Raw genomic sequence first — 24,265 nt, 5'->3', positions numbered from 1 at the left:
GTTTCACGTGGAACGACGCCCACAGCCAAGCAGCGCCAGCAGACCGCAGCCACTGAGCAACAGGCCGAGATCCTGCAATCCGGCCGCCACCGCCAATCCCAGACTGAGCAGCAGGTAATAGCCAAGCCCGAACAGGGCGCCAGCACTGCCTGCCACCTCGCGATAGGCCAACAGCGCCTGACTCAGCACGTTAGGGATCGCCAGTCCGAAGGCCACCACGATTCCCATCATGGGTAGCAGGAACCAGAGGCTGGCCTGAGTCGTCCAGACCAGCAGCCCGGCGACCAGTGCCAAAACGCAAGCCAGTCTGATCAGAGAGGATGGCAGCCACCCCCTCCCCAGCAGATGCTTGTTGAGCAGGCTGCCGAGCAGAGTCGCCAGCGCCAGCAAGATCCCCGAATAGCCAAACTCGCCGGTGCTCAATCCCAATCCGGCAAACAGGAATGGGGCCAGACTGTAGTAGCCAAACAGCATGGTGTTGAACAGGGCAACCAGCATGGCACTGCGCCAGAGTCCGCCATCCTTCATCATCCGGCATGCCAGCGGCCAGAGCGCGACTCGTTGGCTGGTGGCCGGACGGGTTTCCGGCAGCTGCCAGCAGGCAACCAGCAGCAAGAGAGCCGCCAGTATCAGCAGACCGCTGAATACCCCGAGATAACCGAACCCGCTCGCCAGCTGCCCGCCACTGAGCAGCCCCAGCACCGGGCTCAGGGAGAGCGCTATGCCCATCACCGAGAAGACCCGCGCCAGATCGCTGCCCTGATAGCTATCGCGCAGCATGGTCTGGGTCACCACGGAACCCACTGCAGCGCCAAAGGCCGAGATGATCCTGGCCAGCAGCAGGGTTTCAAACTGGTTGGCCAGCAGCGCCAGCAGGGTGCCGGCGCCATAGGTGAGCAGACCCGCCAGCATGGCGGGACGGCGCCCGATCAGATCGCAGAGCCGTCCCCAGCAGACCACGCCTACCGCAAACGCCAGAAAATAGACCGACAGGGTCTGGGATGCCTGCCCTTCGCTCACCTGAAACTGGCTGGCGATGTGGGTCAGGACCGGGCTGTAGATGGTCTCCACAATCTGGGGAAACATCATCAATCCCACCACCAGCCAGAGCGGTGGCAACTTGTTGTTCATGACAAACCTCCTTCACAAGAGGTCGCCATTCTAGAGAGACGCCAACTGTCTGATTACAATAAGCAGGACTATAAACATCAAAAATCGGACATATGGCCTTTATTCTTCCCGATCACCCTTTTGACCCCGACCAGCTGACCGGCTGCGTGATCGGCATTGCCTCCGCCCTTGGCTGGCACGACTCGGGCCTGCATCAACATCAGCGTCATCAGCTGCTGTTCGCCCAATCCGGCTGCATGACTATGGAACTGGAAGGTCGGGTCTGCCTGCTGCCGCCCACCCGCGCCGCCTGGCTGCCTGCTGGCACCGAACACCGGATCTTGATGCGCGGTGTGGTGGCCTACCGCTCTCTCTACTTCCAGCCGCACCCCGAGTTGCCCGGCACGGTCGAAGTGCTGGCGGTCAATCCGCTGCTGCACGAACTGATCGAACGGATGGCGCTCTGGCCGTGGGACAAACCGCAAGAGCAGCAACAACGGACGGTGGCACTGTTTATGGAGGAGTTGGGGCAGGCGCCGCGGGAGTCGTGGCAGTTGCCGCTGCCGACGGATCCCAGACTGGGCGGCTGGCTACAGCAGTTGAAACGGGGAGATGCCCTGCCCGATCGGCTCAACCGGCTGGCCGAACGGGTGGGTGCCAGTGACAAGACCATTGGCCGCATCTTCATGCGGGAGACCGGCATGAGCTATCAGGCGTGGCGCCAGCAGTGGCGGCTGTTGCGCGCCATGGAGCTGCTGGCAGAAAGCGAGTCCATCAGCCGGATTGCCGCTACGCTGGAGTTCTCCAGCGACAGCGCCTTTATCAGCTTCTTCAAACAACATACGGGACAGACCCCCCTGCGCTACCTCAGCTCTCGGGGTGAGTCGCCACAGCCTGGCTCGCCTCCACCACCAGGGTATCCAGCGCCAGCGGCTTGAGATTGTGCAGCGCATCCTGCACCACGGCATGGGATGCCTGTTGCAACTCGCTCTGCACATCCTGCTCCAGCTGGGCACTCTCCAGCTCGGGCCGCGGGTTTTCGTTGGCCATCACGTTCAGGCTCAGGGCACTCACAATCAGGGTAGCGATCAGGCTTTTCATCTGGTTTGCTCCGGTATGGTTGAGATGACCAGATAGCTATTCCAATAGTTGTGCCAATCCTCACGCAATTCATAACATGATGATTTTGTTTAAATTAACTATATATCGATACCAAATTGAGTCGCAAAATGCATCCCGCTCGGTCATTTTTAAACCAACAGTTGGTGCTTTTAACCACGCTTGATTTTTGCACCATGTTCCACGTGGAACGTCCCATCTTTTTGATCGACACCCGCTTTTAAACTGAGCTATGGTGCTACATCCCCGTAACTCAAATCTGGATCTGTCACTGAATGGAATTTTCCTTGTTCGGCGAGAAGTTCACTCGCCACGCCGGTATTACCCAACTCATGGATGACCTCAATCAGGGGCTGACCAATCCGGACGCAATCATGCTGGGTGGCGGCAATCCAGCCCCGATCCCCGCCATGCTGGAGCGCTTTCAGGCCGAGGCCAAGAGCCTGCTCGACAACGGCGAGCTGGTCAAAGCGATGGCCAACTACGACGGCCCGCAAGGCAAAGACAGGTTCACCAAAGCGCTGGCCGCCCTGCTCAGCAAGGAGCTGGGATGGGATATCTCGGCCCGCAATATCGCCCTGACCAACGGCAGCCAGAATGCCTTCTTCTACCTGTTTAACCTGCTGGCCGGCGAATTTGCCGATGGCCGCAAGAAGAAGGTGCTGTTCCCGCTCGCCCCTGAATACATCGGCTATGCTGACTCAGCACTGGCCGACGACTACTTCGTGGCCTACAAACCCACCATCGAGAAGCTGCCCGATGGCCAGTTCAAATACCACGTGGATTTCGAGAGTCTGCAGGTAGGTGACGATATCGGGGTGATCTGCGTCTCCCGCCCAACCAACCCCACCGGCAACGTGCTGACCGACGAAGAGATCGAACACCTCGACCAGATTGCCCGCGACAAGGGCATTCCGCTGCTGATCGACAACGCCTACGGCGTCCCCTTCCCGGGCATCATCTTCAGCGAGGCCAAGCCGTTCTGGAACGCCAATACCATCCTCTGCATGAGCCTCTCCAAGCTCGGCCTGCCAGGCACCCGCTGCGGCATCGTCATCGCCGACGAGAAGATCATTCAGGCAATCACCAACCTGAGTGGCATCATCAATCTGGCGCCGGGCAGTCTGGGTCCCGCCATCACCATCCCGATGATCGAGAGCGGCGAGATCATCGCCCTCAGCGAACAGGTGGTGAAACCCTTCTATCGGCAGAAGGCGGAGCTGGCGGTGCAACTGCTGCGCGAAGCGATCCCCGATCCGCGCTTCCACATCCACAAGCCGGAAGGCGCCCTCTTCCTCTGGCTCTGGTTCGAGGGTTTACCGATCCACTGTCAGGAGCTCTATGAGCGACTGAAGGCGAAGAACCTGCTGATCGTGCCGGGTCACTACTTCTTCCCCGGCATCGACGACCCCGAGTGGCGCCACAGCCAGGAGTGCATCCGCCTCAACTACTCCCAAAGCGAGGAGCTGGTTCGCCGCGGCATCGCCATTCTGGCCGATGAAATAAACGCCCTCTACGCCGGCTAAGTCAGTCCGGCCAGCCAAAAACAGAAAGGCCTGCATCTGCAGGCCTTTATTGTTTATCGCGATCCGGTTTGCTTAGCCGGGCAGCGCCAGCTGCTCGGGTTTGCCGATGGGGATGGTGCGGGGCTTGAGCGCCTCCGGCAGTTCGCGCGCCAGATCGATGGTCAACAGACCATGCTCCAGCTTGGCGCCCTGCACTTCCACGTGCTGGCTCAGCTTGAAGGCGAGCTCGAAGTCGCGCTCGGCGATCCCCTGATGGAGGAACTGACGCTCACCGGCCGCAGCCCCTTTGCGCCCCTTCACCTTGAGGGTGCCGTTTTCGGTCTCCAGCTCCAGCTCTTCGCGCTCGAAGCCAGCCACGGCGACCGTGATGCGATAGCCATCCTGATCGCGCTTTTCAATGTTGTACGGGGGATAAGCGGCGGTCTTCTGCTCGAACAGACCTTCCAGCTCACGGGCCATCCGCTCGAAGCCGACGGCGTTGGAATAGAGATGAGAAAAATCGAGGTTACGCATAATCCTATCCTTCTAATAAGCAACAGGTTCAACTCTCCACAGGCCCGTTATCGGCACCTGGGAAATTTTAAAATTTCAGTGAATTCAGGCTATCAGCCGTTGATCTCGATCTTGCGCGGCTTCATCGCCTCGGGCACCTCACGAACCAGCTCGATGTGCAGCAAGCCGTTTTTCAGGTCGGCCCCTTTCACCCGCACATAGTCGGCCAGCTGGAAGCGGCGCTCGAAACCACGTTCGGCGATCCCCTGATAGAGATAGTTGCGCCCGGTGTCGGCCTGCTTATTGCCCTTCACCGTCAACAGATTTTCCTGGAAGCTCAGCTCCAGCTCTTCCTGGGTAAAGCCCGCCACCGCCATGCTGATGCGGTAGTCGTTGTCACCCAACTGCTCGATGTTGTAGGGGGGATAACCGGCATTGCCATTGCTGGCCGCAGATTCGATGAGATTGGCCAGACGATCGAAACCGATGGCAGAACGATAGAGCGGAGAAAAGTCGATAGAACGCATAGTATTACCCTCTTGTGAGCGATAACGGATTGTTTGCCCTCCTAATGGACGGGCACCTGGTCGAAACCTCTGTCGAGCATTCCGGCCTTGTTACCTATATAGGGGCTCACTTTTTCCTTTCAAGGGGATTTTTTCAAATTTTTTAAATGGCCTCACCGACCTTTGGCACATCAACCAGTTGGCCCGATAGTGATGATAATCGACCCGTGGGCCACTGATGGCAATGCGCTCCGCACCCCATAATTGGTTGCATATCCACCAGCCAACATGGAGCCATCCCATGAAGATTACCCAGGTTCGCAACGCCACCCTGCTGCTCAACTATGCCGGCACCCGCTTTCTGATCGACCCCATGCTCTCTGCCAAGTGGGCCTTCCCCGGCTTTGAGGGCACCGCCAACAGCCATCTGCGCAATCCGCTGGTCGAGCTGCCGCTATCGATCGATGAGCTGGTCGATGTGGACGCCGTTATCGTCACCCACGACCATCCCGACCACTGGGATGACGCCGCCAGAGCCCAGATCCCCAAGCATCTGCCGCTCTTGGTACAACATCAGAAAGATGCCGATGCCATTCGTGCCAGTGGCTTTGAGGATGTGCGCCTGCTGAGCGACCAACCAGAATTTGCCGGCATTCGCCTGCAGCAGACCGGTGGTCAGCACGGCAGCGATCAACTGATGGCGGTACTGGGCGAGCGAATGGGAGAAGTGTGCGGCGTGGTCTTCTCCCACCCCGATGAACAGTGCCTCTATCTGGCCGGTGACACCATCTGGCATCCCCGGGTCGAGCAAGCCCTGCAACAGCATCAGCCCGAGGTCATCATCCTCAACTGTGGCGATGCACAGGTGCCCGGGCTCGGTTCCATCATCATGGGCAAGGAGGATGTCGCCGCCGTTTATCAGGCCGCACCGCAAGCCACGCTGATCGCCAGCCATATGGAGGCGGTCAACCACGCCGTGCTGTCACGCCTAGAGCTGCGCGACTATCTGGCGGAACGGGGCATGATGGATCGGGTACGGGTGCCAGAAGATGGCGAGGCGATATCGCTGTGACCCGCAGGAGGGCCATGCCAGAGATGGCCCTTCGGCTTTCACTACCGAACGATTATGATGAGTGGTCTGAGCGCAGAGAGGAGCCAACACCATGACCACCCCGATCGTTGCCGTGGTGACCTTCGATCACTTCAGCCCTTTTCACTGCGCCGTCCCCTGCCTCATCTTCGGTGATATCCTGCCGGGCCAGCCGCTGTTCGAGCTCAAGATCTGCTGCGGTGATGGCAACCCTCATTCACACTCGGCGCAAGGATTCACCATTCAGGCTCCTCATGGGCTGGAGGTGCTGGCCGAGGCGGAGATCATCGTCATCCCCTTCTGGCACGACCCGGCAGCACGGCCACCAGCAGCGCTGCTCGATGCCCTGATTGCCGCCAGAGCCAGAGGTGCCCGGCTGGTCGGGCTCTGCCTCGGTACCTATGTGCTCGCCTACGCCGGGCTGCTCAATGGTCGCAAGGCATCGACCCACTGGGAGTACGAGCAAGATTTCTGCCACCGCTTTCCCTGCGTGCAGCTCGATACCAACGCCCTCTATGTGGATGACGAAGGGCTTGTCACCTCGGCAGGCACTGCCGCCGGGCTGGACTGCTGCCTCTATCTGGTACGCCAGTACCACGGCTCGGCCATCGCCAACAAGGTGGCACGGCGGCTGGTGATCCCGCCCCACCGGGAAGGGGGTCAGGCCCAGTTTATCGAGCAGCCGGTGCCCGCCTCCACGCGCGATGTCCGGATGAACCAGTTGCTCGATCACCTGCGTGCCCATCTGGCCGAGCCTCACACCCTGGACTCTCTGGCGGCCCATACCCTGATGAGTCGGCGCACCTTTACCCGCCGTTTTCATCAGGCAACCGGCCTCTCGGTGGGTGAATGGCTGCTGGCGGAACGGCTCAGGCGCAGTCAGGAGCTGCTGGAGGTGAGCGGCCATTCCATCGATCGCATCGCCGAGCTGGTCGGCTTCAAGAGTGCCACCTCCCTGCGCAATCACTTCCGCGCCCGCTTTTCCATCTCCCCCAGCGAGTGGCGACGATCTTTTCGCGGCTAAAACCCCTGATACCAAAGCACGATGTTTCACGTGGAACGTGCCACCTACTCCGCCCAAAAACAAAAAGCCGCTCACAGGGAGCGGCTTTTTTATATCGGGCTGACAGCGTCGATTAGACGTCGAGGTTGGCCACGCGCAGGGCGTTGGTCTCAATAAAGTCACGACGGGGCTCAACGGCATCACCCATCAGGGTGGAGAAGAGCTGGTCGGCACCGACGGCGTCGTCGATGGTGACGCGCAGCATGCGACGGGCTTCCGGATCCATGGTGGTTTCCCACAGCTGGTCCGGGTTCATCTCACCCAGCCCTTTATAGCGCTGGATGTAGATGCCGCGCTTGCCTTCGCCCATCAGCCACTCGACGGCTTCTACGAAGTTGGCAACCGGCTTGACCTTCTCGCCACGCTTGATGAAACCACCTTCCTCGATCAGGTTGGCGATCTCCTTGCCCAGCGAGACCAGTTGACGGTACTCACCGGACTGCAGGAAGTCGTAGCTGAGCGGATATTCGCGGTCGACCCCGTGCTGGCGTACCACGGCGTGCGGCACGTACAGGCTGCGCTCTTCATCACGACGAACCTGGATCTGGTACTGGATACCGTGGTTGCTCTCGTTGAGCACGGCTTCCATACCCTGACACCAGGCCAGCAGATCGCTCTCGCTGTTCAGCAGCGCTTCGTTCAGCTCCGGCTGATAGATCAGCTGGGTCAGCACCGCTTCCGGCGCACGACGAGACATGCGGGTGATCAGGTGAGTCACCGAGCGGTGCTGGTTGACCAGACGCTCCAGCGCCTCGCCACCGATGGCCGGAGCAGACTCGTTGACGTGCAGGGTAGCACCATCCAGCGCCATGGCGGTCTGGTACTGCAGCAGCGCGTCTTCGTCTTTCAGGTACTGCTCCTGCTTGCCCTTCTTCACTTTATAGAGCGGCGGCTGGGCGATGTAGACGTAGCCACGTTCGATGATTTCCGGCATCTGACGATAGAAGAAAGTCAGCAGCAGGGTTCGGATGTGCGCACCATCGACGTCCGCATCGGTCATGATGATGATGTTGTGATAACGCAGCTTGTCCGGGTTGTACTCGTCGCGACCGATACCGCAACCCAGTGCGGTGATCAGGGTACCCACCTCTTGCGAGGAGATCATCTTGTCGAAACGGGCCTTCTCTACGTTCAGGATCTTGCCCTTGAGCGGCAGTATGGCCTGGTTCTTACGGTTGCGACCCTGCTTGGCGGAACCGCCAGCAGAGTCCCCTTCCACTATGTAGAGTTCGGAGAGAGCAGGGTCTTTTTCCTGACAGTCAGCCAGCTTGCCGGGCAGACCGGCGATATCCAGCGCGCCTTTGCGGCGGGTCAGTTCGCGGGCTTTGCGGGCCGCTTCGCGGGCACGGGCCGCATCGATGATCTTGTTGACCACGATCTTGGCATCGCCCGGGTTTTCCAGCAGGAAGTCGGCCAGCTTCTCACCCATCGCCTGTTCAACGGCGGTCTTCACTTCGGAAGAGACCAGCTTGTCCTTGGTCTGGGAGGAGAACTTGGGATCCGGCACCTTGACGGAGATAACGGCAATCAGACCTTCACGTACGTCGTCGCCACTGGCGGCAGACTTGGCCTTCTTGCTGTAGTCCTCTTTGTCCATATAGGAGTTCAGAGTACGGGTCAGCGCGGTACGGAAGCCAACGAGGTGAGTACCACCATCCCGCTGCGGGATGTTGTTGGTGAAGCAGTAGACCCCTTCCTGATAGGCGTCGTTCCACTGCATCGCCACTTCAACACCAATCCCATCCTGCTCGGTGGTGAAATGGAACACCTTCGGGTGGATCGGGGTCTTGTTCTGGTTCAGGTATTCAACGAACGCCTTGATGCCACCCTCGTAGCAGAAATGCGCCTCGCGGCCATCACGCTCGTCTTGCAGACGGATGGAGACACCGGAGTTGAGGAAGGAGAGCTCGCGCAGGCGCTTGGCCAGGATCTCGTAATGGAACAGGGTATCGCTGAAAATGGCAGGGCTCGGCCAGAAGCGAACTTCGGTACCGGTGCCGGTGCTGTCGCCAATCTGCTTGAGCGGCGCTTGCGGCTCACCCAGATGATAGGTCTGCTCGTAGACGTGGCCGTTACGACGAATGGTCAGCAACAGCTTATCAGAGAGGGCGTTAACTACCGAGACACCCACGCCATGCAGGCCACCGGATACCTTGTAGGAGTTGTCATCAAACTTACCGCCAGCGTGCAGCACGGTCATGATGACCTCTGCGGCGGAGCGGCCCTCCTCCTCGTGCATGTCTACCGGGATACCCCGGCCATTGTCACGCACAGAGACAGAACCGTCGGAATGGATCTTGACCAGAATATCGGAGCAGTAGCCAGCGAGCGCCTCGTCAATGGAGTTATCGACGACTTCGAACACCATGTGGTGCAGACCCGAGCCATCATCCGTATCGCCGATATACATCCCCGGGCGCTTGCGGACCGCATCCAGGCCCTTCAGCACCTTGATATTCGAGGAGTCGTAAGTATTTTCACTCATAGCTTACTCTCTGCCTTCTCTAACGTTTCGGAGATTTTACCCTGTTCCACGTGGAACAACTTGCAGTCATTCGCATCCATCATGTCTGCGAGCTGACCGGTGTCGATGGCAGTGATAAACACCTGGGACGCACACTGCTTCAGCCTTGCGGCCAGCAAGCGGCGCTTGTCGACATCCAGTTCAGAGGCAAAATCGTCAATTAAAAAAATACAGCCACGGCTGCTATGTTGATTCAAATAGAGCCCTTGGGCCAGTCGCATGGCGCAGACCAGCAACTTCAGCTGACCCCGGGACAAAATATCCTGAGCGGGTACCCCGTTCGCCTTGAGGCGAACATCGGCTTTCTGTGGACCGACACCGGTATAGCCCAGCGCCCGATCCCGCTCAAACCCCGCCTCCAGCAGATCGCCGAGGGGAGTATCTTTCTCCCAGCCCCGGTAAAAGCCGAGACTGATATCGAATTCCGGCAGAAAATCCGCCGTCATCTCCTTGATCAGGGGCGTAATGGCCTGACAATAACTGGCGCGAAACTCGGCCAGCTCACCACCCAGCCGCACCAATTCCTGATCCCAGAACGCCAGCTGGCGGTACTGGGTGCTCTGGCGCAGCAGCGCATTGCGCTGTTTCAGCAGCCGCCGCACTCGCCCCCACAGGGCAAAGAAGGTCGGCTCCTGATGGAAAACGCCCCAATCGAGCCAGGCGCGGCGAGCCTGAGGCCCGCCCGTCAGCAAGTTGAAACCATCGGGATGGATCAACTGCACCGGCAACAGCTCCGCCAAATCGGCCAGCCGCTGGGCCTGTGCCCCGGCAATCTTGAGCTGGGTCTCGCCACTCTTGTCTTTGGCAAGACCGATCGGTACCTGACGTCCCTCCAGCTCGCACTGGGCAAACAGGGTAAAGGCCCTCTCCCCCTGGCGGATGACCCGCCCGGTCAAATGAGTGCGAAAGGAGCGCCCCAGACCAAGGTAGTGAATGGCTTCCAGCACGCTGGTCTTGCCGCTGCCATTGCACCCGACCAGAATGTTGAGGCCGGGCGACAGCTTGAGACTGGCTTGCTGGATATTGCGAAAATCGCTGAGCTGGAGTTTGACCAGGGACACGACTAGATCCGCATCGGCATCACCACGTACTGAGCATCCTGATGTTCAAAATCCTCAATAATGGCACTGCTGATGGAATCGCTCAGGCTAATCCGAATTTGGTCACATTTTAACGTATTCAGCACGTCGAGCACATAAGAGACGTTAAAGCCGATCTCCATCTCGCCAGCGGCATATTGTACGTCAAGCAGCTCTTCGGCTTCTTCCTGTTCCGGGTTGTTGGCGGTGATGCGCAGCAGGTTTTCCTGCAGATTGAGACGCACCCCACGGAATTTCTCGTTGGAGAGGATAGCGGCACGGGCAAACGCCTGACGCAGATCCTCACGGCCGGCGATCAAGGCCTTGTCGCTGTTGCGCGGAATGACGCGGCGCCAGTCCGGGAAGCGGCCATCCACCAGCTTGGAGGTGAAGATGAAGCCGTCCAGCGCAGCACGCAGGTTGCTGCGACCGATCTGCAGCCGCACCGGCTTGTCTTCCGCCTCCAGCAGACGCACCAGCTCCAATACCCCTTTGCGCGGCAGGATAACCTGATGATCGGGCAGCGATTCCCCTACTACCTCGCGGCGGCAGGTGGCCAGACGGTGACCGTCGGTCGCTACGGTACGCAGACCGTGACCTTCACTCTCGAACAGCATGCCGTTCAGGTAGTAACGCACGTCCTGGCTGGCCATGGAGAACTGGGTCGCATCGATCAGCTTCTTCAGCTCCAGCTGGCTGATATCGAACTCGAGCACGGATTCCCAATCTTCAATGTTCGGATACTCGGTCGCCGGCAGGGTCGAGAGGTTGAAGCGGGAGCGACCGGATCGGATGATCAGGCGCTCCCCTTCGGTATTGAGACGGATCTCGGCGCCTTCCGGCAGACCACGGCAGATATCCAGCAGCTTGCGCGCCGGTACTGTGGTGCGGCCATCTTCGCTGGCCCCGTTCAGATAGACCTGACCGATCATCTCTACTTCGAGATCGGTACCGGTCAGTGACAGCAGACCGTTGCTGACATCAAGCAGCACGTTGCCGAGGATCGGCAGGGTCGGTCGGCCGCCGAGGGCGCCGGACACCAGCTGCAGAGGACGTAACAGGGCCTCACGGCTAATTTCGAGCTGCATCTGTGCTCTCCGTTGTGATTAGGAGGAAAAGATTCGGATCAGGTTGGAATATTCGCGCTGCATCTGTCCACTCGATTCCGTTATCAGGAAGAAAGGGTACGGATCAGGTTGGAATAGTCCTCCTTGATGTCGTGACTCTCCTCCTTCAGCTGCTCGATCTTGCGGCAGGCATGAAGAACGGTAGTGTGGTCACGACCACCAAAGGCATCACCTATCTCCGGCAAACTGTGGTTGGTCAGCTCCTTGGCCAGTGCCATCGCCAGTTGGCGCGGACGGGCAACAGAGCGGGAACGACGCTTGGAGAGAAGATCCGCCAGCTTGATCTTGTAGTACTCCGCCACCGTCTTCTGGATGTTGTCGATGGTGACCAGCTTCTCCTGCAGTGCCAACAGGTCGCGCAGCGCTTCGCGCACGAAATCGATGTTGATGGCACGGCCGGTGAAGTTGGCGTTGGCGATCACCCGGTTGAGGGCGCCTTCCAGTTCACGGACGTTGGATCGCAGACGTTTGGCAATGAAGAAGGCCACTTCGTCCGGCAGATGGATCTGGTTCTCGTCTGCCTTGCGCATCAGGATCGCGACACGGGTCTCCAGCTCCGGCGGTTCGATCGCCACGGTCAGGCCCCAGCCGAAGCGGGACTTGAGGCGATCCTCGACACCGTTGATCTCCTTCGGATAGCGATCCGAGGTCAGGATGATCTGCTGGTTACCTTCCAGCAAGGCATTGAAGGTATGGAAGAACTCCTCCTGGGAGCGCTCCTTGTTGGCGAAGAACTGGATGTCATCGATGAGCAGGGCATCGACGCTGCGGTAGTAACGCTTGAACTCTTCAATGGCGTTGTTTTGCAGCGCTTTCACCATGTCCTGAACAAACCGCTCGGAGTGCATATAGATGACTTTGGCATCTTTTTTACTCTCCTTGATGGCATTGCCAACGGCGTGCAGCAGGTGGGTTTTACCAAGGCCGGTGCCGCCATAGAGGAACAGCGGGTTGTAAGCACCACCCGGATTGTCCGCTACCTGACGGGCAGCCGCACGCGCCAACTGGTTGGACTTACCCTCGACGAAATTCTCGAAGGTATAGTTCACGTTGGTGTTGCTCTTGTGGTTCGGCTCGGGCTTGGCTTCAGCCTTGCTTTCCCAGCTCTTCTGCAAGTTATTCACAGGCGCGGCACCCTGTACCGGCGCTCTGGCGACAGCAACAGGATGGGGACGATTGCCTATATCAAAACGCAGGGCGGGGCCGTCGACCCCGCAGAGTTCGTTGATGATGCCGTTAACCCGGATGAGATACTTGTCTCGTACCCAGTCCAGAACAAAGCGATTCGGTGCATACAGGGTCAGAGTATTGTCACTCAACTCCGCTTGAAGCGGCCGGATCCACATGCTGAATTCTGCCGAGGGCAACTCATCTTGCAGCCGGTTAAGGCACTGCTGCCATAGCGAAGCAGTCACTCTAAACTCCTGTCGATTGATTAACTAAAGACCGGCTATTCTACGTTTTTAGCCGCCGGATCTCCAGCCGTGACCCCGCGGATCCAGCAAATAAGATCCTTGACTTTCAAGGATCCAGCGCCTCCGGATCATCTTTCATCCCCAAAGTTACCCACAGCTTGATCCACTGCTGCAACTGGCGGATCTCGTGCTGCACTCCTGTTATTTCATATAACCAAATGTCATTTATTTTTTAAATTTTATTCCAATAACATCAGGGCCAAAGCAGTTATTACAACTACAAATACAAGACATTTAGAGAGAGAAACCCCATGAAAACTTCCATCAAGCTTATTTCCGGCGCAGCCATCCTGTTGGCTACCCTGTCTGGTCAGGCCATCGCCCAGGAGACCATCAAGGTCGGTATGTCCGGCAAGTACTTCCCGTTCACTTTCGTCAAGCAGGACAAGCTGCAGGGCTTTGAAGTGGATATGTGGAACCAGATCGGCGAGCGCACCGGCTACAAGGTCGAGTTCGTGACCGCCAGCTTCTCCGGCCTGTTCGGCATGCTGGAAACCGGCCGTGTCGATACCATCTCCAACCAGATCACCATCACCGACGAGCGCAAAGCGAAGTACGACTTCTCCCAGCCCTACGTCTATGACGGCGCCCAGATCGTGGTCCGTCAGGGCAACAACACCATCCACGGCATCAAGGATCTGGAAGGCAAAAAGGTCGCGGTCAACCTTGGCTCCAACTTCGAAGAGCTGCTGCGCAAGAACGATCCGAACCACAAGATCGATATCCGCACCTATGACTCCGCCTTCGAACAGGATGTCGCGCTGGGCCGCATCGACGCCTTCGTGATGGACCGCGTCTCCACCGCCCAGCTGATCAAGGAGTCCAAGCTGCCGCTGCAACAGGCTGGCGCGCCGTTCGAAACCATCGAGAACGCCCTGCCCTTCCTGAAGACTCCAGAGAAGCAGGCGCTGCTGAAGAAGGTCGACGAGGCCCTGACCGCCATGCGCAAGGATGGCTCCCTGCGTCAGATCTCCGAGAAATGGTTCGCGTCCGACATCACCGACAAATAAATGATGGAATTTGACCTCGAATACACGCTGGGGCTGTTTCCCATCCTGCTCAAATACCTGGGCACCACGATGGAGATGGCCCTGTGGGGATTCGTGCTGGCACTCGTACTCTCGCTGGCCCTGGCGATAGTACGGGTGTTTCGCGTCCCCGCGATCCACTGGCTGGCGATGCTCTATATCTCGTTCTTTCGGGGTACACCGCTACTCGTTCAGCTGTTCCTGCTCTACTACGGACTGCCGCAACTGTTCCCGATCTTCGTGGGGATGGATGCCTTTACTGCCGCCATCGTCGGTCTGACCCTGCACTTCGCCGCCTACATGGCCGAGTCGATCCGAGCAGCCATCCTCGGCATTCACAAAAGCCAGATGGAAGCGGCGCTCAGTATCGGCATGAGCCGTTATCAGGCGATGCAGCGGATCATCCTGCCGCAGGCGGCCCGCATCGCCACCCCGTCGCTGATGAACTACTTCATCGACATGATCAAGAGCACCTCGCTGGCCTTCACCCTGGGGGTGGCCGAGATCATGGGCAAAGCGCAGATGGAAGCCTCCTCCTCCTTCAAGTTCTTCGAGAGCTTTATGGCGGTGGCGCTGATCTACTGGGTGGTGGTGATCTTCTTTACCCGCTTGCAGCATCTGCTGGAAGTCCGTCTCAACCGTGCCTATTAAAGGAGGGCGTTCATGATCAAGCTAACCGGCCTCTCCAAGGCATATCACGGAAATCAGGTGCTCAACGGCATCGATCTGGAGGTCAAAAAGGGGGAAATTGTCGTCATCATCGGCCCCTCCGGCACCGGCAAGTCGACCCTGTTGCGCTGCCTGAACCTGCTGGAGACCCCGGATGCGGGTTCGCTTGCCATTGACGATCTGCAGCTCAACCTGGCCAAGGCCAGCGAGCAGCAGGCGATCGAGCTGCGCAAGCGCGCCTCCTTCGTGTTCCAGAACTACGCCCTGTTTGCCAACAAGACGGCGCTCGACAACATCGCCGAAGGGCTGATCACCGTCTGGAAGCAGCCAAAAGCGGAGGCCCGCGCCACAGCGCTCGGCATCCTCAAGGACATTGGCCTCGCCGACAAGCAGGATGCCTATCCGGCCTCCCTCTCCGGCGGCCAGCAGCAGCGGGTCGGCATTGGCCGCGCCATGGCGGCCCACTCCAAGGTGATCCTGTTTGACGAGCCCACCTCGGCCCTCGATCCCGAGTGGGTCGACGAGGTTTTGGGACTGATGAAGGAGTTGGCCCGCCAGCACCAGACCATGGTGGTGGTGACTCATGAGATTGAATTTGCTCGTGATGTTGCCGATCGAGTGATCTTCATGGAAGGGGGGCGGATCGTCGAGCAGGGCCCGCCGGATCAGATATTGGTCGATCCCAAGGATCCCCGTACCCGGGAGTTCTTGCGGAAAGTCCTTAAATAGCTCTCTCTTTGGCGGCCTGGCCGCCTTTTTTATTGAGGGATCCCTTGTTTAACCCCGGGTTGCCAGTATAATCCGGAGCCCTTGATCCTCTGGATCCTCACGCTCGGCAGTGGCCTTTTCAAGACCATGGCAGGATGAGAGGGAACGGCGGATTGACTAAAAGCCGAACTCTGTTTAGAATTCGGCCTCTTTTGCTAGTCGTCACACGCTATAGCTGGCGCGTCGGCTAAGTGTGACAATCAAAACTGTACAGAAATACGGAATCGAATCATGAAACGTACTTTTCAACCGTCCAACCTGAAGCGCAAGCGCTCTCACGGTTTCCGCGCCCGCATGGCAACTGCCAACGGTCGTAAAGTTCTGGCCGCTCGTCGTGCCAAGGGTCGTGCCCGCCTGGTAGTCTAATGCCTACCCAGCACACCTTCTCTCGGGAGTTACGTCTGTTAACTCCCGAACACTTCAAACGCGTTTTTGCCGAGCCTGTCCGGGCCGCCTCTCCGCAGATTACCCTTCTCGCTTCTCCCAATTCGCTCGAACACCCTCGTCTTGGTCTCGCTGTGCCCAAAAAAGCACTCAAGCGTGCCGTCTGGCGTAACCGTGTCAAACGGGTGGTTCGGGAAAGTTTCCGCCTCAAACAACATCAGCTGCCCGCTATCGACATCGTGGTGATCGCCAAGGCCGGTGTGAAAGAGATGGATAACGAGGAACTGTTCAAGTTACTGGAAAAGCTATGGCGCACCCTGTCACGCCGTTGCAATGGGTAGCTATCAAACTGATACGCCTGTATCAGCTAATCATTAGCCCTCTGCTCGGGCCGCGCTGCCGTTTTACCCCGACTTGTTCCCAATTTGCGATAGAAGCCATCCGACTTCACGGTTTCATAAAAGGCGTTTGGTTAGCCAGCAAACGTCTATTAAAATGCCATCCCTTATCCGAGGGTGGTTATGACCCGGTTCCGCAACCAAAGCGAAGAAACTGAAAACTATGGAATCACAACGCAATCTACTCCTGATCGGTTTGCTGTTCGTGAGCTTTCTGCTCTGGCAACAGTGGGAGTCCGACAAGGCTCCGAAGCCGGCCCCGACTACCGTGGCCCAAACCGAACATTTCGTACCTGAAGCCGGTCAGACCGGTGATATTCCTCAGGTTTCCGAGCAAGCCAACGCGACTGCCGCACGCAAGCTGATCACAGTCTCCTCTGACGTGCTCAAGCTGACCCTGGATACCCAGGGTGGCGACATCGTGTCTGCCGAACTGCTGTCTCACAAACTGGAAGAGGGCAAGGACCAACCGTTCGTGCTGCTGACCAGCAAGCCTGAGCACCTCTATATCGCCCAGAGCGGTCTGGTGGGTCGCAACGGTCCGGACAGTCAGGCCGAAGGTCGTCCTACCTATGAAGCCGCCCAGACCAGCTATCAGCTGGCCGATGGTCAGGATCAAGTCGTCGTTCCGATGACCTGGACCGACAGCAAGGGCGTGGTCTTCACCAAGGAGTTCGTCCTCAAGCGTGGCGACTATGCCGTTGGCGTTGATTACAAGATCGACAACAAATCTGCCGAGCCGGTTCAGGTGCAGTTCTATGGTCAGCTGAAGCAGACCGTAGCAACGCCGAAGGATCAGGAAGGTCATGCCATGGTAGCCAGCGCTTACCGTGGTGGTGCCTTCTCCACTGAAGATACACGCTACAAGAAGTACACCTTCGACGAGATGAAGGATGCCGACCTGAACAAGACCACCAAGGGTGGTTGGGTCGCCATGCTGCAACACTACTTCGTCTCTGCCTGGGCTCCGAATGCCGACGATACCAACAGCTTCTACAGCCGCGTGATCCCGGGTAAAGGCCAGGCCATCATCGGTTACAAGGCGCCAATGGTTGACGTGGCTGCCGGTCAACAGGCCGAAGTGACCAGCAAACTGTGGGTCGGCCCCAAGCTGCAAGACCAGATGGCCAAGGTAGCTAACCACCTCGACCTGACTGTCGACTACGGCTGGCTGTGGTTCATCGCCCAACCGCTGCACTGGCTGCTGACCGTGTTCCACGGTTTCGTCCAGAACTGGGGTCTGGCCATCATCATGCTGACCCTGCTGGTGCGCGGCATCATGTTCCCGCTGACCAAGGCCCAGTACACCTCCATGGCCAAGATGCGCATGCTGCAACCCAAGATTGCGGCCCTGCGCGAGCGCTTCGGCGATGACCGCCAGAAGATGTCTCAGGGCATGATGGAGCTGTACAAGAAGGAGAAGGTCAACCCGCTGGGTGGCTGCCTGCCGATCCTGGTTCAGATGCCCATCTTCATTGCCCTCTACTGGGCACTGATGGAGTCTGTTGAGCTGCGCCACGCGCCGTTTGCCCTGTGGATCACTGACCTGTCAGTGAAGGACCCCTTCTTCGTGCTGCCAATCCTCATGGGTGCCTCCATGTGGTATCTGCAGAAGATGAGCCCGACCACCGTAACCGACCCGATGCAGCAGAAAGTGATGCAGTTCATGCCGATCATCTTCACTTTCATGTTCCTCTGGTTCCCGGCTGGCCTGACTCTCTACTGGCTGGTGAGCAACGTCATCTCCATCATCCAGCAGACCATCATCTATCGTCAGCTGGAGAAGAAAGGACTGCATTCACGCAGCTAATCTTCCCGTGATGACAAAAGAGGCGGCCTTCGGGCCGCCTTTTTTATTACAATGTCCCCCACTACGTTTTCCTATCAGCGAACAAACGAGCCAAGCAAGATGACAACAGATACGATCGTGGCCCAGGCCACCGCGCCAGGCCGTGGTGGCGTCGGCATAGTCCGGGTCTCCGGCCCCGCCGCCGAACAGGTCGCCGAGATAGTGCTCGGCAAGCTCCCTCGGGTGCGCTACGCCGAATATCTGCCGTTCAAGGATGAGCAAGGCCAGGTACTGGATCAGGGCATCGCCCTGCTGTTCAAAGCCCCCAACAGCTTCACCGGCGAGGATGTGCTGGAGCTGCAGGGCCACGGCGGCCCCGTCATCATGGACATGCTGATCCGCCGCATTCTGAAAATCGATGGCATCCGCCCTGCCCGCCCCGGCGAGTTCAGCGAGCGCGCCTTCATCAACGACAAGCTGGATCTGGCCCAGGCCGAAGCCATCGCTGACCTTATCGAAGCCTCCAGCGAACAGGCCGCTCGCAGCGCCATGCACTCCCTGCAGGGGCAGTTCTCCAGCAAAATCCAGCAACTGGTGGAGAGCCTGATCCGGCTGCGCATCTATGTGGAAGCGGCCATCGACTTCCCGGACGAGGAGATCGATTTCCTCTCTGACGGCAAGGTGGCGGGCGACCTCTACAGCATCATGTCCGAGCTGGACGACGTGCGCGGGGAAGCCAAACAGGGCGCTCTGCTGCGGGAAGGGATGAAGGTGGTGATCGCAGGTCGTCCCAACGCCGGCAAATCGAGCCTGCTCAACGCTTTGGCAGGGCGCGAGTCAGCCATCGTCACCGAGATTGCCGGTACCACCCGCGACGTACTGCGCGAGCATATCCATCTCGATGGTATGCCGCTGCACATCATCGACACAGCCGGTCTGCGCGACACTCAGGACAAGGTGGAGCAGATCGGTATCGAACGCGCCTGGGCCGAGATCGAACAGGCCGACCGGGTGCTGTTTATGGTGGATGGCACCACCACAGACGCGGTTGACCCGCGGGAGATCTGGCCGGAATTTGTTGATCGGTTGCCAAAAAACATCGGCCTCACCGTCATTCGCAACAAGGCCGACCTGACCGGCGAGGATCTGGCACCGAGCCAGGAGCAGGGCCACGCCGTCTACCGCATCTCCGCCAAGACCGAGCTGGGGCTGCCTGCCCTGCGCGAGCACCTGAAAGCCTGCATGGGCTTCCAGGGCAACACCGAAGGGGGCTTTATGGCCCGTCGCCGCCATCTGGATGCGCTGGAGCGCGCCGCCGAGCGCCTGCTGGTGGCCAAGGAGCAGCTGGAAGTGTTCATGGCCGGCGAGCTGGTGGCCGAAGAGCTGCGCCTCGCGCAAGAGTCCCTCTCCGAGATCACCGGCGAATTCAGCTCCGACGATCTGCTGGGCCGCATCTTCTCCAGCTTCTGCATCGGGAAGTAATGTGGTGAAAAATCAGCAATAAAAAGCAGCCAGTGAGAACATAAGATATTGTAAATATTGGATTTTGTTTTTTACTGGCTATTCTTGCCTGATCTTGTTTCGTGAGAATTTACCCCGAAAGTACCCCGAAGTAACCTCTCGGGGTACTTTCGGGGGACACTCATGAAGATCAGCATCGAATTCTGCGCACCGGACGCCGAAGGCAAGCGCGCTCTGCGCTTAACCTACTACGCCGGCTCCTACCTTGATCCAGCCACAGGCATCCGCAAGCACAAACGCAACTGCGCCATCACAATGACCACAGCATCACTTGCTGATGATGTTTTCCACTACACCATAATCAAAGTGGGCTGACGGGAAGTTGCTGTGATATTTCATCGCCTGCTCGACAAACTCATCTGCCAATGGTGCTCGTTGTCGATAGTCATGAAACAGAATGGCCTGGAGATGTCCCAGCTTGCTGCGCTGCTCATCGGATGGCAAGCCCTCATCATCCAACAGGCAGACTGTGGGCCGCCCCATTAGAATGGACTCGGCATGTATGGAGGAAGCACCGTTGCACAACACAACATCAGCCTCCTGAATCGCTCGGATCGAGCACTCCTCAGCGGGAATGATGCAATCGGGAAAACGATTATTGAATAATTTCTCTACCTGCGCCACGTCCCGCCAAGCAGGTAACTTGACTCTGACATTTTCCGTTATAAGCGGAGCAAAGTAATCGACTATTCCTGAATCACCAAATCTCAGACGCAAGTGTTCAAACATACTGATGAACAGTACAATCCTCGGTTTATTTTTTTGGGCTGGCTGGCTAGGACGAGCACTTTTTGTATGCTTTATCCATCCACTTTCTATGACTTTCGTATGACGACCCAAGGTCGCCTGGAGTGCAGAGGATGAAAAAGGCGTAAGTATGTAGTCAAAAAGATCCAAAAACCTTAGTTCATTGAGATTTTTATCTCCAAAAGGAGTAAGAAGATCATGTGGAATATATATGGATTTCTTAGGTTTTAATTTTTGAATTATTTCTAATGGCGATAAATAATTTGGGTAGTGTTCATTAAATTTTGGCGCCAAAAACTTTGCAACATCTCTAGTTAAATTAGTATGTGCTGATGTAATGTAGACAACATCCTCACCAATAAAGGGGGCAAGTAAATCTTCATCCTGCGCTGTGAGTTGGCCAAAATCCAACTCTGTGACATCATAACCAACCGCCCTAAGGTATTTGCATAAATCAGCCAACACATACTCAGAATCTACGCCTGAGGTAACAATTTTCATGAGGTCTGGCCTTTTATTATGTGGTAATTTGAGAAACAGCAAACTGATTATCGCTTGCTCTTATCCCCACTCGCGGTGTACGCGTCAACTTGGTGTCAATGACATCAATAATGAGAGTGCTGCCAACCTCAACCATTACCTTGGTAGACATGACAGAGAGTGCAATAATAGTAGAGTACTGCCCAGCGGTAACATTCACCTCTTCACTTGGTATAAATTTAGGCTCACTTATTATCCTCCAACTACCATCATTAACCCATAATGTGATAACAGGCATATCTGCCGTGGATGCCTGAAGCATACAGGCATACATATGACTATCTTGCGGGCCTGAATAGCAAGCGACCAGAGAAGCATGTCCACTCCCAGCCCCCAACCACGAAAATTTAGCCTTTATACTAATCACATCATCTACAGCAGTTTTTGCCTGAGCAATGGCCAGAGAAAAACCATCAGCTGGCGCCATAAAACCAATCTTGGTCGAATCAAATGGTGTTATCATCAAATTCTCCCAATAGAAATTTTCGGTATTGCAAATTGGGAGTCTAGCCGCCCTAAGTGTTACACAGCTGGGCGACTCAGTATAAATCGCCGGTGCAGAACCAAATACAGAATAAGAACCATCAGGCAAACATCCAATAGAGACAAAATCACATTTTTGATTTTCCGAAAGCTGTGCTATCTCATAGAAACCAACCTTATGAAGACATTTTCTAGTGTTCTTGCTATGTACCACAAAATGGCAATTATCGATATATAAAATATGACTTTGACAAGCCCTCAGAAGTAGATTTAGGATATGTCGCTCACCAAAAAAATCCTGCATCAGCCAAGGTGATGCGATACCAATACTTGTTACATGACGATCTTTCAAATGCAATACAAAATCGTCAACATTGCGAACATAAATAACTTCCTGATCTTGCAACAGTAACGAGACACCATCATGTAGCACTGGACATGCAAAAACTATATTGCACTGCTGCCAACTCTTGATATTTTTAGAAATACCAACAAAAACATCTTCAAGCTCAGCCGCTGTAACTATCACATCGTGGACATTGGCTGATGACATCACCGGTAATGAACTGACTTTCTCGCGCAGAAGTTCTGTTATAGCCTGAAGTCTGGAGATATCATCACGCAGAGTTAGCTGCCCCTCTGACAGTTGCTGGTTACCTTGCTCAATCCCCTGACTCAGATTAACCAGCTGTTCTGAAAAAATGAGATCAGCATCGCACTTTCCTGAACACCTCAGGAATGATTGGAGAAAACGCGTAAATCGACTCATGGTATCGTCATCCAATAATTATTATTCAGTACAGTTTTGCCTAACTGCTCTCTTCAGGTATACAGACAAGGGCATAGAAATGGGTGTTATCCCATCGGTTGTACTCTTTTGGATAAATATCAACAACTTCCTTAATGCTGAAACCGGCTTGACGTATAAGATCTATCTCATGCTGTAGCCATCTATATTCAGAGTAGTAATCTGTTCCTAGCTCTTTGGAGTAACCATCAACAATGACATCTTCAGTACACCCCATCTGATGCTTGACTATCAAAGTACCAGCAGGTCGTATCCATGAGCGAGCCTTCTGATAAATCCGTTCCGCCTCTGTTCTATTGAAGAAATTCATCACACCAAAAATGGTAACAAGATCAAATTTCTCTGCCACATCAAATATATTGAGATCTTCATTAATAACTTTCAGGTTGTCCATTCTTTTTATAAAATCGCTAAAGTTAGAATATTTTTCTACAGCGACTATTTTAGAGAAATCTTCTGTAAGGTGATTAACAAGCAGCCCAGTACCAGCACCAAGATCAAGCAGGGTTTTACTTTTATCTGAGAAACGTTTGACTAACTCAATATCAAAAATAGAAAAATCGGGGGCTTTATTTCTAGTCTCTATTGGTGATTTTATTTTGCTGGCTAGTTTTTCATAATAACTATTTATTTTATGATTACCACTACTCCACGAGTCCACAAAATCAACAGCTTTCTTATAGTCTTCATAAGTGTCAATATCTTGCGCTCGTATTATCTTCGCAGACATTGGCAATAATGGTTCTAAAAGATTGTAAAGATGGCCCGAGGTAAATCTTATATTTTCCCTGCGGATGGCAGCAGGTCCAGACCACTCGTAATCACCATCATCTCTGGAAAATGAAACAACTTGTTCTTGTTCATTGAGCTTCACAAAAACTGCGTCTTCGCTCACTTTTTGACTCACCCCAATAAATTCTTGCTCTGCTTCAATGCACTGAGCAATATCATCTGGGTGAACTAATAGATCCCCATCCCAAGCAATAATCATTTCATTAGCATGTTTACCACCAAGATAGAGACTAGCGCCAGTTTTAGAGTGAAAATAATCGTGATTGAAAACAAAAATAATATCTTTTCTGATCGAGCATACTTCATCAATAAGACTGCTAGCCTGAAAACCAACAACTATTCTAAGATCACTTACATGCCGGAATTGTTCTAGCTGTAGATGAATAAGTGGCACCCCTTGTAGCTTAATAAGCGACTTTGTTTGTCCCAGCCCAAGGCGCGAACCAACCCCCGCAGCACTAATTACCACTGACCTTCCATTTTGAGGTGATTTTATCTGTTGCAGTAACCTGAGCATAGCAACAGAATCATATACTGCATAATCTGCAACTTGCATTACCGTATTTGCCGGTTGGTGAATCAAGCCGCAAGCAATAGAAACATCAGCGATCCTCATGGCCTCAGCATCATTATTTCCATCACCGATGAAAACGACTTGCTCACCTTGCGCTTGATACTCTTTAACAATATCTTCTTTCTTTAGTATTTTGGTTAATCTAACCTTGCCATTGGCATCAACTTCCCCTTCTGATGATCGAATTACGCACTCTATTTTTTTGGCTAATTCTGCGATCCAGCCATTATAATTTCCAGTGGCAATAATACAGTCATCACGGTTACTATTGATAAAATCGAGCAGAGACTGGTTAAGGGGAATATCCGCTACGATGCGAGCAACTTGAGCCACATCTAGGTGACCAAGTATGTCAACCCGCTTGATGAAACTTTCCATGAATGGGATCTGACCATTAATAGTCTGGGCAGTTAACTCTTCTATTTGCGTAGTGACATTGAAACTTTTAGCTATGATAGGCAATGTTTCACAGCAGCTAAGTGTTCCGTCGAGATCGAAAATAAATTTCATCCTTTGCCTCGCTAGGTTGGCAATATCTAAACGTTTGTATTTATAAGACAATAAGCAAGTGAAGTCGAGACAATCTGGCGCAGGATCATACCCAGATCAGATGGACTTAGCCCACGATGGTAGACATATTCTGTTCTCACGAC

At 55.5% G+C, this 24,265-nt stretch carries 24 protein-coding genes; 13 read left to right on the top strand and 11 right to left on the bottom strand.

Going from position 1 to position 24,265, the window contains the following annotated elements; genetic code table 11:
• Nucleotides 1–3: 3 nt before the first annotated feature.
• The gene (locus tag G5533_RS16410; protein ID WP_421255570.1) at nt 4–1,131 is read right to left on the bottom strand and encodes a multidrug effflux MFS transporter; all 1,128 of its coding nucleotides are present in this window, start codon (nt 1,129–1,131) and stop codon (nt 4–6) included.
• 92 nt (nt 1,132–1,223) lie between these two features.
• Here G5533_RS16410 and G5533_RS16405 point away from each other — a divergent pair, with 92 nt between their 5' ends.
• Nucleotides 1,224–2,048 (top strand): AraC family transcriptional regulator, encoded by an 825-nt coding sequence (locus G5533_RS16405; protein WP_158111053.1) that lies wholly within the window; start codon nt 1,224–1,226, stop codon nt 2,046–2,048.
• Here G5533_RS16405 and G5533_RS16400 read toward each other — a convergent pair.
• Complete coding sequence (locus tag G5533_RS16400) at nt 1,978–2,211, bottom strand: hypothetical protein (RefSeq protein ID WP_005342304.1); 234 nt, start codon at nt 2,209–2,211, stop codon at nt 1,978–1,980. The genes G5533_RS16405 and G5533_RS16400 overlap by 71 nt on opposite strands.
• Before the next feature lie 293 nt (nt 2,212–2,504).
• Here G5533_RS16400 and G5533_RS16395 point away from each other — a divergent pair, with 293 nt between their 5' ends.
• Complete coding sequence (locus G5533_RS16395) at nt 2,505–3,755, top strand: valine--pyruvate transaminase (RefSeq protein ID WP_421311286.1); 1,251 nt, start codon at nt 2,505–2,507, stop codon at nt 3,753–3,755.
• A 72-nt stretch (nt 3,756–3,827) separates the two neighbouring features.
• On the opposite strand, the gene G5533_RS16390 is transcribed toward G5533_RS16395, so the two are convergent.
• Together G5533_RS16390 and G5533_RS16385 are read right to left on the bottom strand one after the other, a co-directional pair.
• On the bottom strand, nt 3,828–4,268 hold the full coding sequence (locus tag G5533_RS16390; protein WP_139735959.1) for an Hsp20 family protein: 441 nt from the start codon (nt 4,266–4,268) through the stop codon (nt 3,828–3,830).
• 92 nt (nt 4,269–4,360) lie between these two features.
• The gene (locus G5533_RS16385; RefSeq protein WP_005339298.1) at nt 4,361–4,774 is read right to left on the bottom strand and encodes an Hsp20 family protein; all 414 of its coding nucleotides are present in this window, start codon (nt 4,772–4,774) and stop codon (nt 4,361–4,363) included.
• Nucleotides 4,775–5,054: 280 nt separating this feature from the next.
• On the opposite strand from G5533_RS16385, the gene G5533_RS16380 reads away from it, so the two are divergent.
• Both G5533_RS16380 and G5533_RS16375 read left to right on the top strand, forming a co-directional pair.
• Complete coding sequence (locus G5533_RS16380; RefSeq protein ID WP_441255086.1) at nt 5,055–5,825, top strand: MBL fold metallo-hydrolase; 771 nt, start codon at nt 5,055–5,057, stop codon at nt 5,823–5,825.
• 91 nt (nt 5,826–5,916) lie between these two features.
• Nucleotides 5,917–6,867 (top strand): helix-turn-helix domain-containing protein, encoded by a 951-nt coding sequence (locus tag G5533_RS16375; RefSeq protein ID WP_441255085.1) that lies wholly within the window; start codon nt 5,917–5,919, stop codon nt 6,865–6,867.
• A 112-nt stretch (nt 6,868–6,979) separates the two neighbouring features.
• Here the strand turns inward: G5533_RS16375 and gyrB are convergent, their stop codons facing one another.
• The 4 genes from gyrB to dnaA form a co-directional block, all read right to left on the bottom strand.
• Nucleotides 6,980–9,391: a DNA topoisomerase (ATP-hydrolyzing) subunit B gene (gene gyrB, locus G5533_RS16370; RefSeq protein WP_005357188.1), complete on the bottom strand. Its 2,412-nt coding sequence runs from the start codon at nt 9,389–9,391 to the stop codon at nt 6,980–6,982.
• On the bottom strand, nt 9,388–10,491 hold the full coding sequence (gene recF / locus G5533_RS16365; RefSeq protein WP_005339305.1) for a DNA replication/repair protein RecF: 1,104 nt from the start codon (nt 10,489–10,491) through the stop codon (nt 9,388–9,390). Before recF ends, gyrB begins: the two co-directional genes overlap by 4 nt.
• A gap of 2 nt (nt 10,492–10,493) precedes the next feature.
• Nucleotides 10,494–11,597: a DNA polymerase III subunit beta gene (dnaN, locus tag G5533_RS16360; RefSeq protein ID WP_005339306.1), complete on the bottom strand. Its 1,104-nt coding sequence runs from the start codon at nt 11,595–11,597 to the stop codon at nt 10,494–10,496.
• A gap of 83 nt (nt 11,598–11,680) precedes the next feature.
• Nucleotides 11,681–13,051, bottom strand: a complete 1,371-nt coding sequence (dnaA, locus tag G5533_RS16355; RefSeq protein ID WP_005339307.1) for a chromosomal replication initiator protein DnaA — start codon at nt 13,049–13,051, stop codon at nt 11,681–11,683.
• Nucleotides 13,052–13,362: 311 nt separating this feature from the next.
• On the opposite strand from dnaA, the gene G5533_RS16350 reads away from it, so the two are divergent.
• The 9 genes from G5533_RS16350 to G5533_RS16310 all read left to right on the top strand — a co-directional run bounded on the left by G5533_RS16350 (nt 13,363) and on the right by G5533_RS16310 (nt 19,983).
• On the top strand, nt 13,363–14,121 hold the full coding sequence (locus tag G5533_RS16350; RefSeq protein WP_033115252.1) for an amino acid ABC transporter substrate-binding protein: 759 nt from the start codon (nt 13,363–13,365) through the stop codon (nt 14,119–14,121).
• Nucleotides 14,122–14,790, top strand: a complete 669-nt coding sequence (locus tag G5533_RS16345; protein ID WP_019445518.1) for an amino acid ABC transporter permease — start codon at nt 14,122–14,124, stop codon at nt 14,788–14,790. It begins immediately after the preceding gene.
• Nucleotides 14,791–14,802: 12 nt separating this feature from the next.
• Nucleotides 14,803–15,537, top strand: a complete 735-nt coding sequence (locus G5533_RS16340; RefSeq protein ID WP_421309735.1) for an amino acid ABC transporter ATP-binding protein — start codon at nt 14,803–14,805, stop codon at nt 15,535–15,537.
• Nucleotides 15,538–15,807: 270 nt separating this feature from the next.
• Nucleotides 15,808–15,942, top strand: a complete 135-nt coding sequence (gene rpmH, locus G5533_RS16335; RefSeq protein ID WP_005307156.1) for a 50S ribosomal protein L34 — start codon at nt 15,808–15,810, stop codon at nt 15,940–15,942.
• A complete protein-coding gene (rnpA, locus tag G5533_RS16330; RefSeq protein WP_005342318.1) occupies nt 15,942–16,301 on the top strand; it encodes a ribonuclease P protein component in 360 nt (119 codons plus the stop codon). The genes rpmH and rnpA overlap by 1 nt, the downstream gene beginning before the upstream one ends.
• The gene (gene yidD / locus G5533_RS16325) at nt 16,268–16,516 is read left to right on the top strand and encodes a membrane protein insertion efficiency factor YidD (protein WP_075116235.1); all 249 of its coding nucleotides are present in this window, start codon (nt 16,268–16,270) and stop codon (nt 16,514–16,516) included. The genes rnpA and yidD overlap by 34 nt, the downstream gene beginning before the upstream one ends.
• Nucleotides 16,517–16,521: 5 nt before the next feature.
• Nucleotides 16,522–18,168, top strand: coding sequence for a membrane protein insertase YidC (yidC, locus tag G5533_RS16320; RefSeq protein ID WP_421276564.1), 1,647 nt, complete (start codon nt 16,522–16,524; stop codon nt 18,166–18,168).
• A 99-nt stretch (nt 18,169–18,267) separates the two neighbouring features.
• A complete protein-coding gene (gene mnmE / locus G5533_RS16315; protein ID WP_441255083.1) occupies nt 18,268–19,629 on the top strand; it encodes a tRNA uridine-5-carboxymethylaminomethyl(34) synthesis GTPase MnmE in 1,362 nt (453 codons plus the stop codon).
• A gap of 162 nt (nt 19,630–19,791) precedes the next feature.
• Nucleotides 19,792–19,983 carry a hypothetical protein gene (locus G5533_RS16310; protein WP_421223552.1) on the top strand — a complete coding sequence of 64 codons (192 nt, stop codon included), beginning with the start codon at nt 19,792–19,794 and terminating at the stop codon, nt 19,981–19,983.
• On the opposite strand, the gene G5533_RS16305 is transcribed toward G5533_RS16310, so the two are convergent.
• Genes G5533_RS16305 through G5533_RS16295 form a run of 3 tightly spaced genes read right to left on the bottom strand, consistent with a single transcriptional unit; the run spans nt 19,936 to nt 24,122 of the window.
• Nucleotides 19,936–20,916, bottom strand: a complete 981-nt coding sequence (locus G5533_RS16305) for a hypothetical protein (protein ID WP_216952506.1) — start codon at nt 20,914–20,916, stop codon at nt 19,936–19,938. The genes G5533_RS16310 and G5533_RS16305 overlap by 48 nt on opposite strands.
• Nucleotides 20,917–20,932: 16 nt before the next feature.
• The gene (locus G5533_RS16300) at nt 20,933–22,207 is read right to left on the bottom strand and encodes a hypothetical protein (protein ID WP_421223550.1); all 1,275 of its coding nucleotides are present in this window, start codon (nt 22,205–22,207) and stop codon (nt 20,933–20,935) included.
• 40 nt (nt 22,208–22,247) lie between these two features.
• Complete coding sequence (locus G5533_RS16295) at nt 22,248–24,122, bottom strand: HAD-IB family phosphatase (RefSeq protein WP_421223548.1); 1,875 nt, start codon at nt 24,120–24,122, stop codon at nt 22,248–22,250.
• Nucleotides 24,123–24,265: the final 143 nt, after the last annotated feature.

The sequence above is a fragment of the Aeromonas sp. A600620 genome (assembly GCF_029479985.1).
Classification (GTDB): Bacteria; Pseudomonadota; Gammaproteobacteria; order Enterobacterales; family Aeromonadaceae; genus Aeromonas; species Aeromonas veronii_A.
Note: the sequence above shows the minus strand (reverse complement) of the source record. Positions and strands in the feature narration are given on the sequence as shown.

Coding starts and splice junctions, on each gene's coding strand:
- G5533_RS16390 (WP_139735959.1), bottom strand. CDS start 4,268: ATGCGTAACCTCGATTTTTCTCATCTCTATTCCAACGCCGTCGGCTTC.
- dnaN (WP_005339306.1), bottom strand. CDS start 11,597: ATGCAGCTCGAAATTAGCCGTGAGGCCCTGTTACGTCCTCTGCAGCTG.
- G5533_RS16400 (WP_005342304.1), bottom strand. CDS start 2,211: ATGAAAAGCCTGATCGCTACCCTGATTGTGAGTGCCCTGAGCCTGAAC.
- G5533_RS16405 (WP_158111053.1), top strand. CDS start 1,224: ATGGCCTTTATTCTTCCCGATCACCCTTTTGACCCCGACCAGCTGACC.
- gyrB (WP_005357188.1), bottom strand. CDS start 9,391: ATGAGTGAAAATACTTACGACTCCTCGAATATCAAGGTGCTGAAGGGC.
- G5533_RS16295 (WP_421223548.1), bottom strand. CDS start 24,122: ATGAAATTTATTTTCGATCTCGACGGAACACTTAGCTGCTGTGAAACA.
- G5533_RS16340 (WP_421309735.1), top strand. CDS start 14,803: ATGATCAAGCTAACCGGCCTCTCCAAGGCATATCACGGAAATCAGGTG.
- yidD (WP_075116235.1), top strand. CDS start 16,268: ATGGCGCACCCTGTCACGCCGTTGCAATGGGTAGCTATCAAACTGATA.
- G5533_RS16375 (WP_441255085.1), top strand. CDS start 5,917: ATGACCACCCCGATCGTTGCCGTGGTGACCTTCGATCACTTCAGCCCT.
- G5533_RS16410 (WP_421255570.1), bottom strand. CDS start 1,131: ATGAACAACAAGTTGCCACCGCTCTGGCTGGTGGTGGGATTGATGATG.
- rnpA (WP_005342318.1), top strand. CDS start 15,942: ATGCCTACCCAGCACACCTTCTCTCGGGAGTTACGTCTGTTAACTCCC.
- G5533_RS16305 (WP_216952506.1), bottom strand. CDS start 20,916: ATGAAAATTGTTACCTCAGGCGTAGATTCTGAGTATGTGTTGGCTGAT.
- mnmE (WP_441255083.1), top strand. CDS start 18,268: ATGACAACAGATACGATCGTGGCCCAGGCCACCGCGCCAGGCCGTGGT.
- rpmH (WP_005307156.1), top strand. CDS start 15,808: ATGAAACGTACTTTTCAACCGTCCAACCTGAAGCGCAAGCGCTCTCAC.
- G5533_RS16395 (WP_421311286.1), top strand. CDS start 2,505: ATGGAATTTTCCTTGTTCGGCGAGAAGTTCACTCGCCACGCCGGTATT.
- yidC (WP_421276564.1), top strand. CDS start 16,522: ATGGAATCACAACGCAATCTACTCCTGATCGGTTTGCTGTTCGTGAGC.
- G5533_RS16380 (WP_441255086.1), top strand. CDS start 5,055: ATGAAGATTACCCAGGTTCGCAACGCCACCCTGCTGCTCAACTATGCC.
- G5533_RS16385 (WP_005339298.1), bottom strand. CDS start 4,774: ATGCGTTCTATCGACTTTTCTCCGCTCTATCGTTCTGCCATCGGTTTC.
- G5533_RS16300 (WP_421223550.1), bottom strand. CDS start 22,207: ATGAGTCGATTTACGCGTTTTCTCCAATCATTCCTGAGGTGTTCAGGA.
- G5533_RS16345 (WP_019445518.1), top strand. CDS start 14,122: ATGATGGAATTTGACCTCGAATACACGCTGGGGCTGTTTCCCATCCTG.
- G5533_RS16310 (WP_421223552.1), top strand. CDS start 19,792: ATGAAGATCAGCATCGAATTCTGCGCACCGGACGCCGAAGGCAAGCGC.
- G5533_RS16350 (WP_033115252.1), top strand. CDS start 13,363: ATGAAAACTTCCATCAAGCTTATTTCCGGCGCAGCCATCCTGTTGGCT.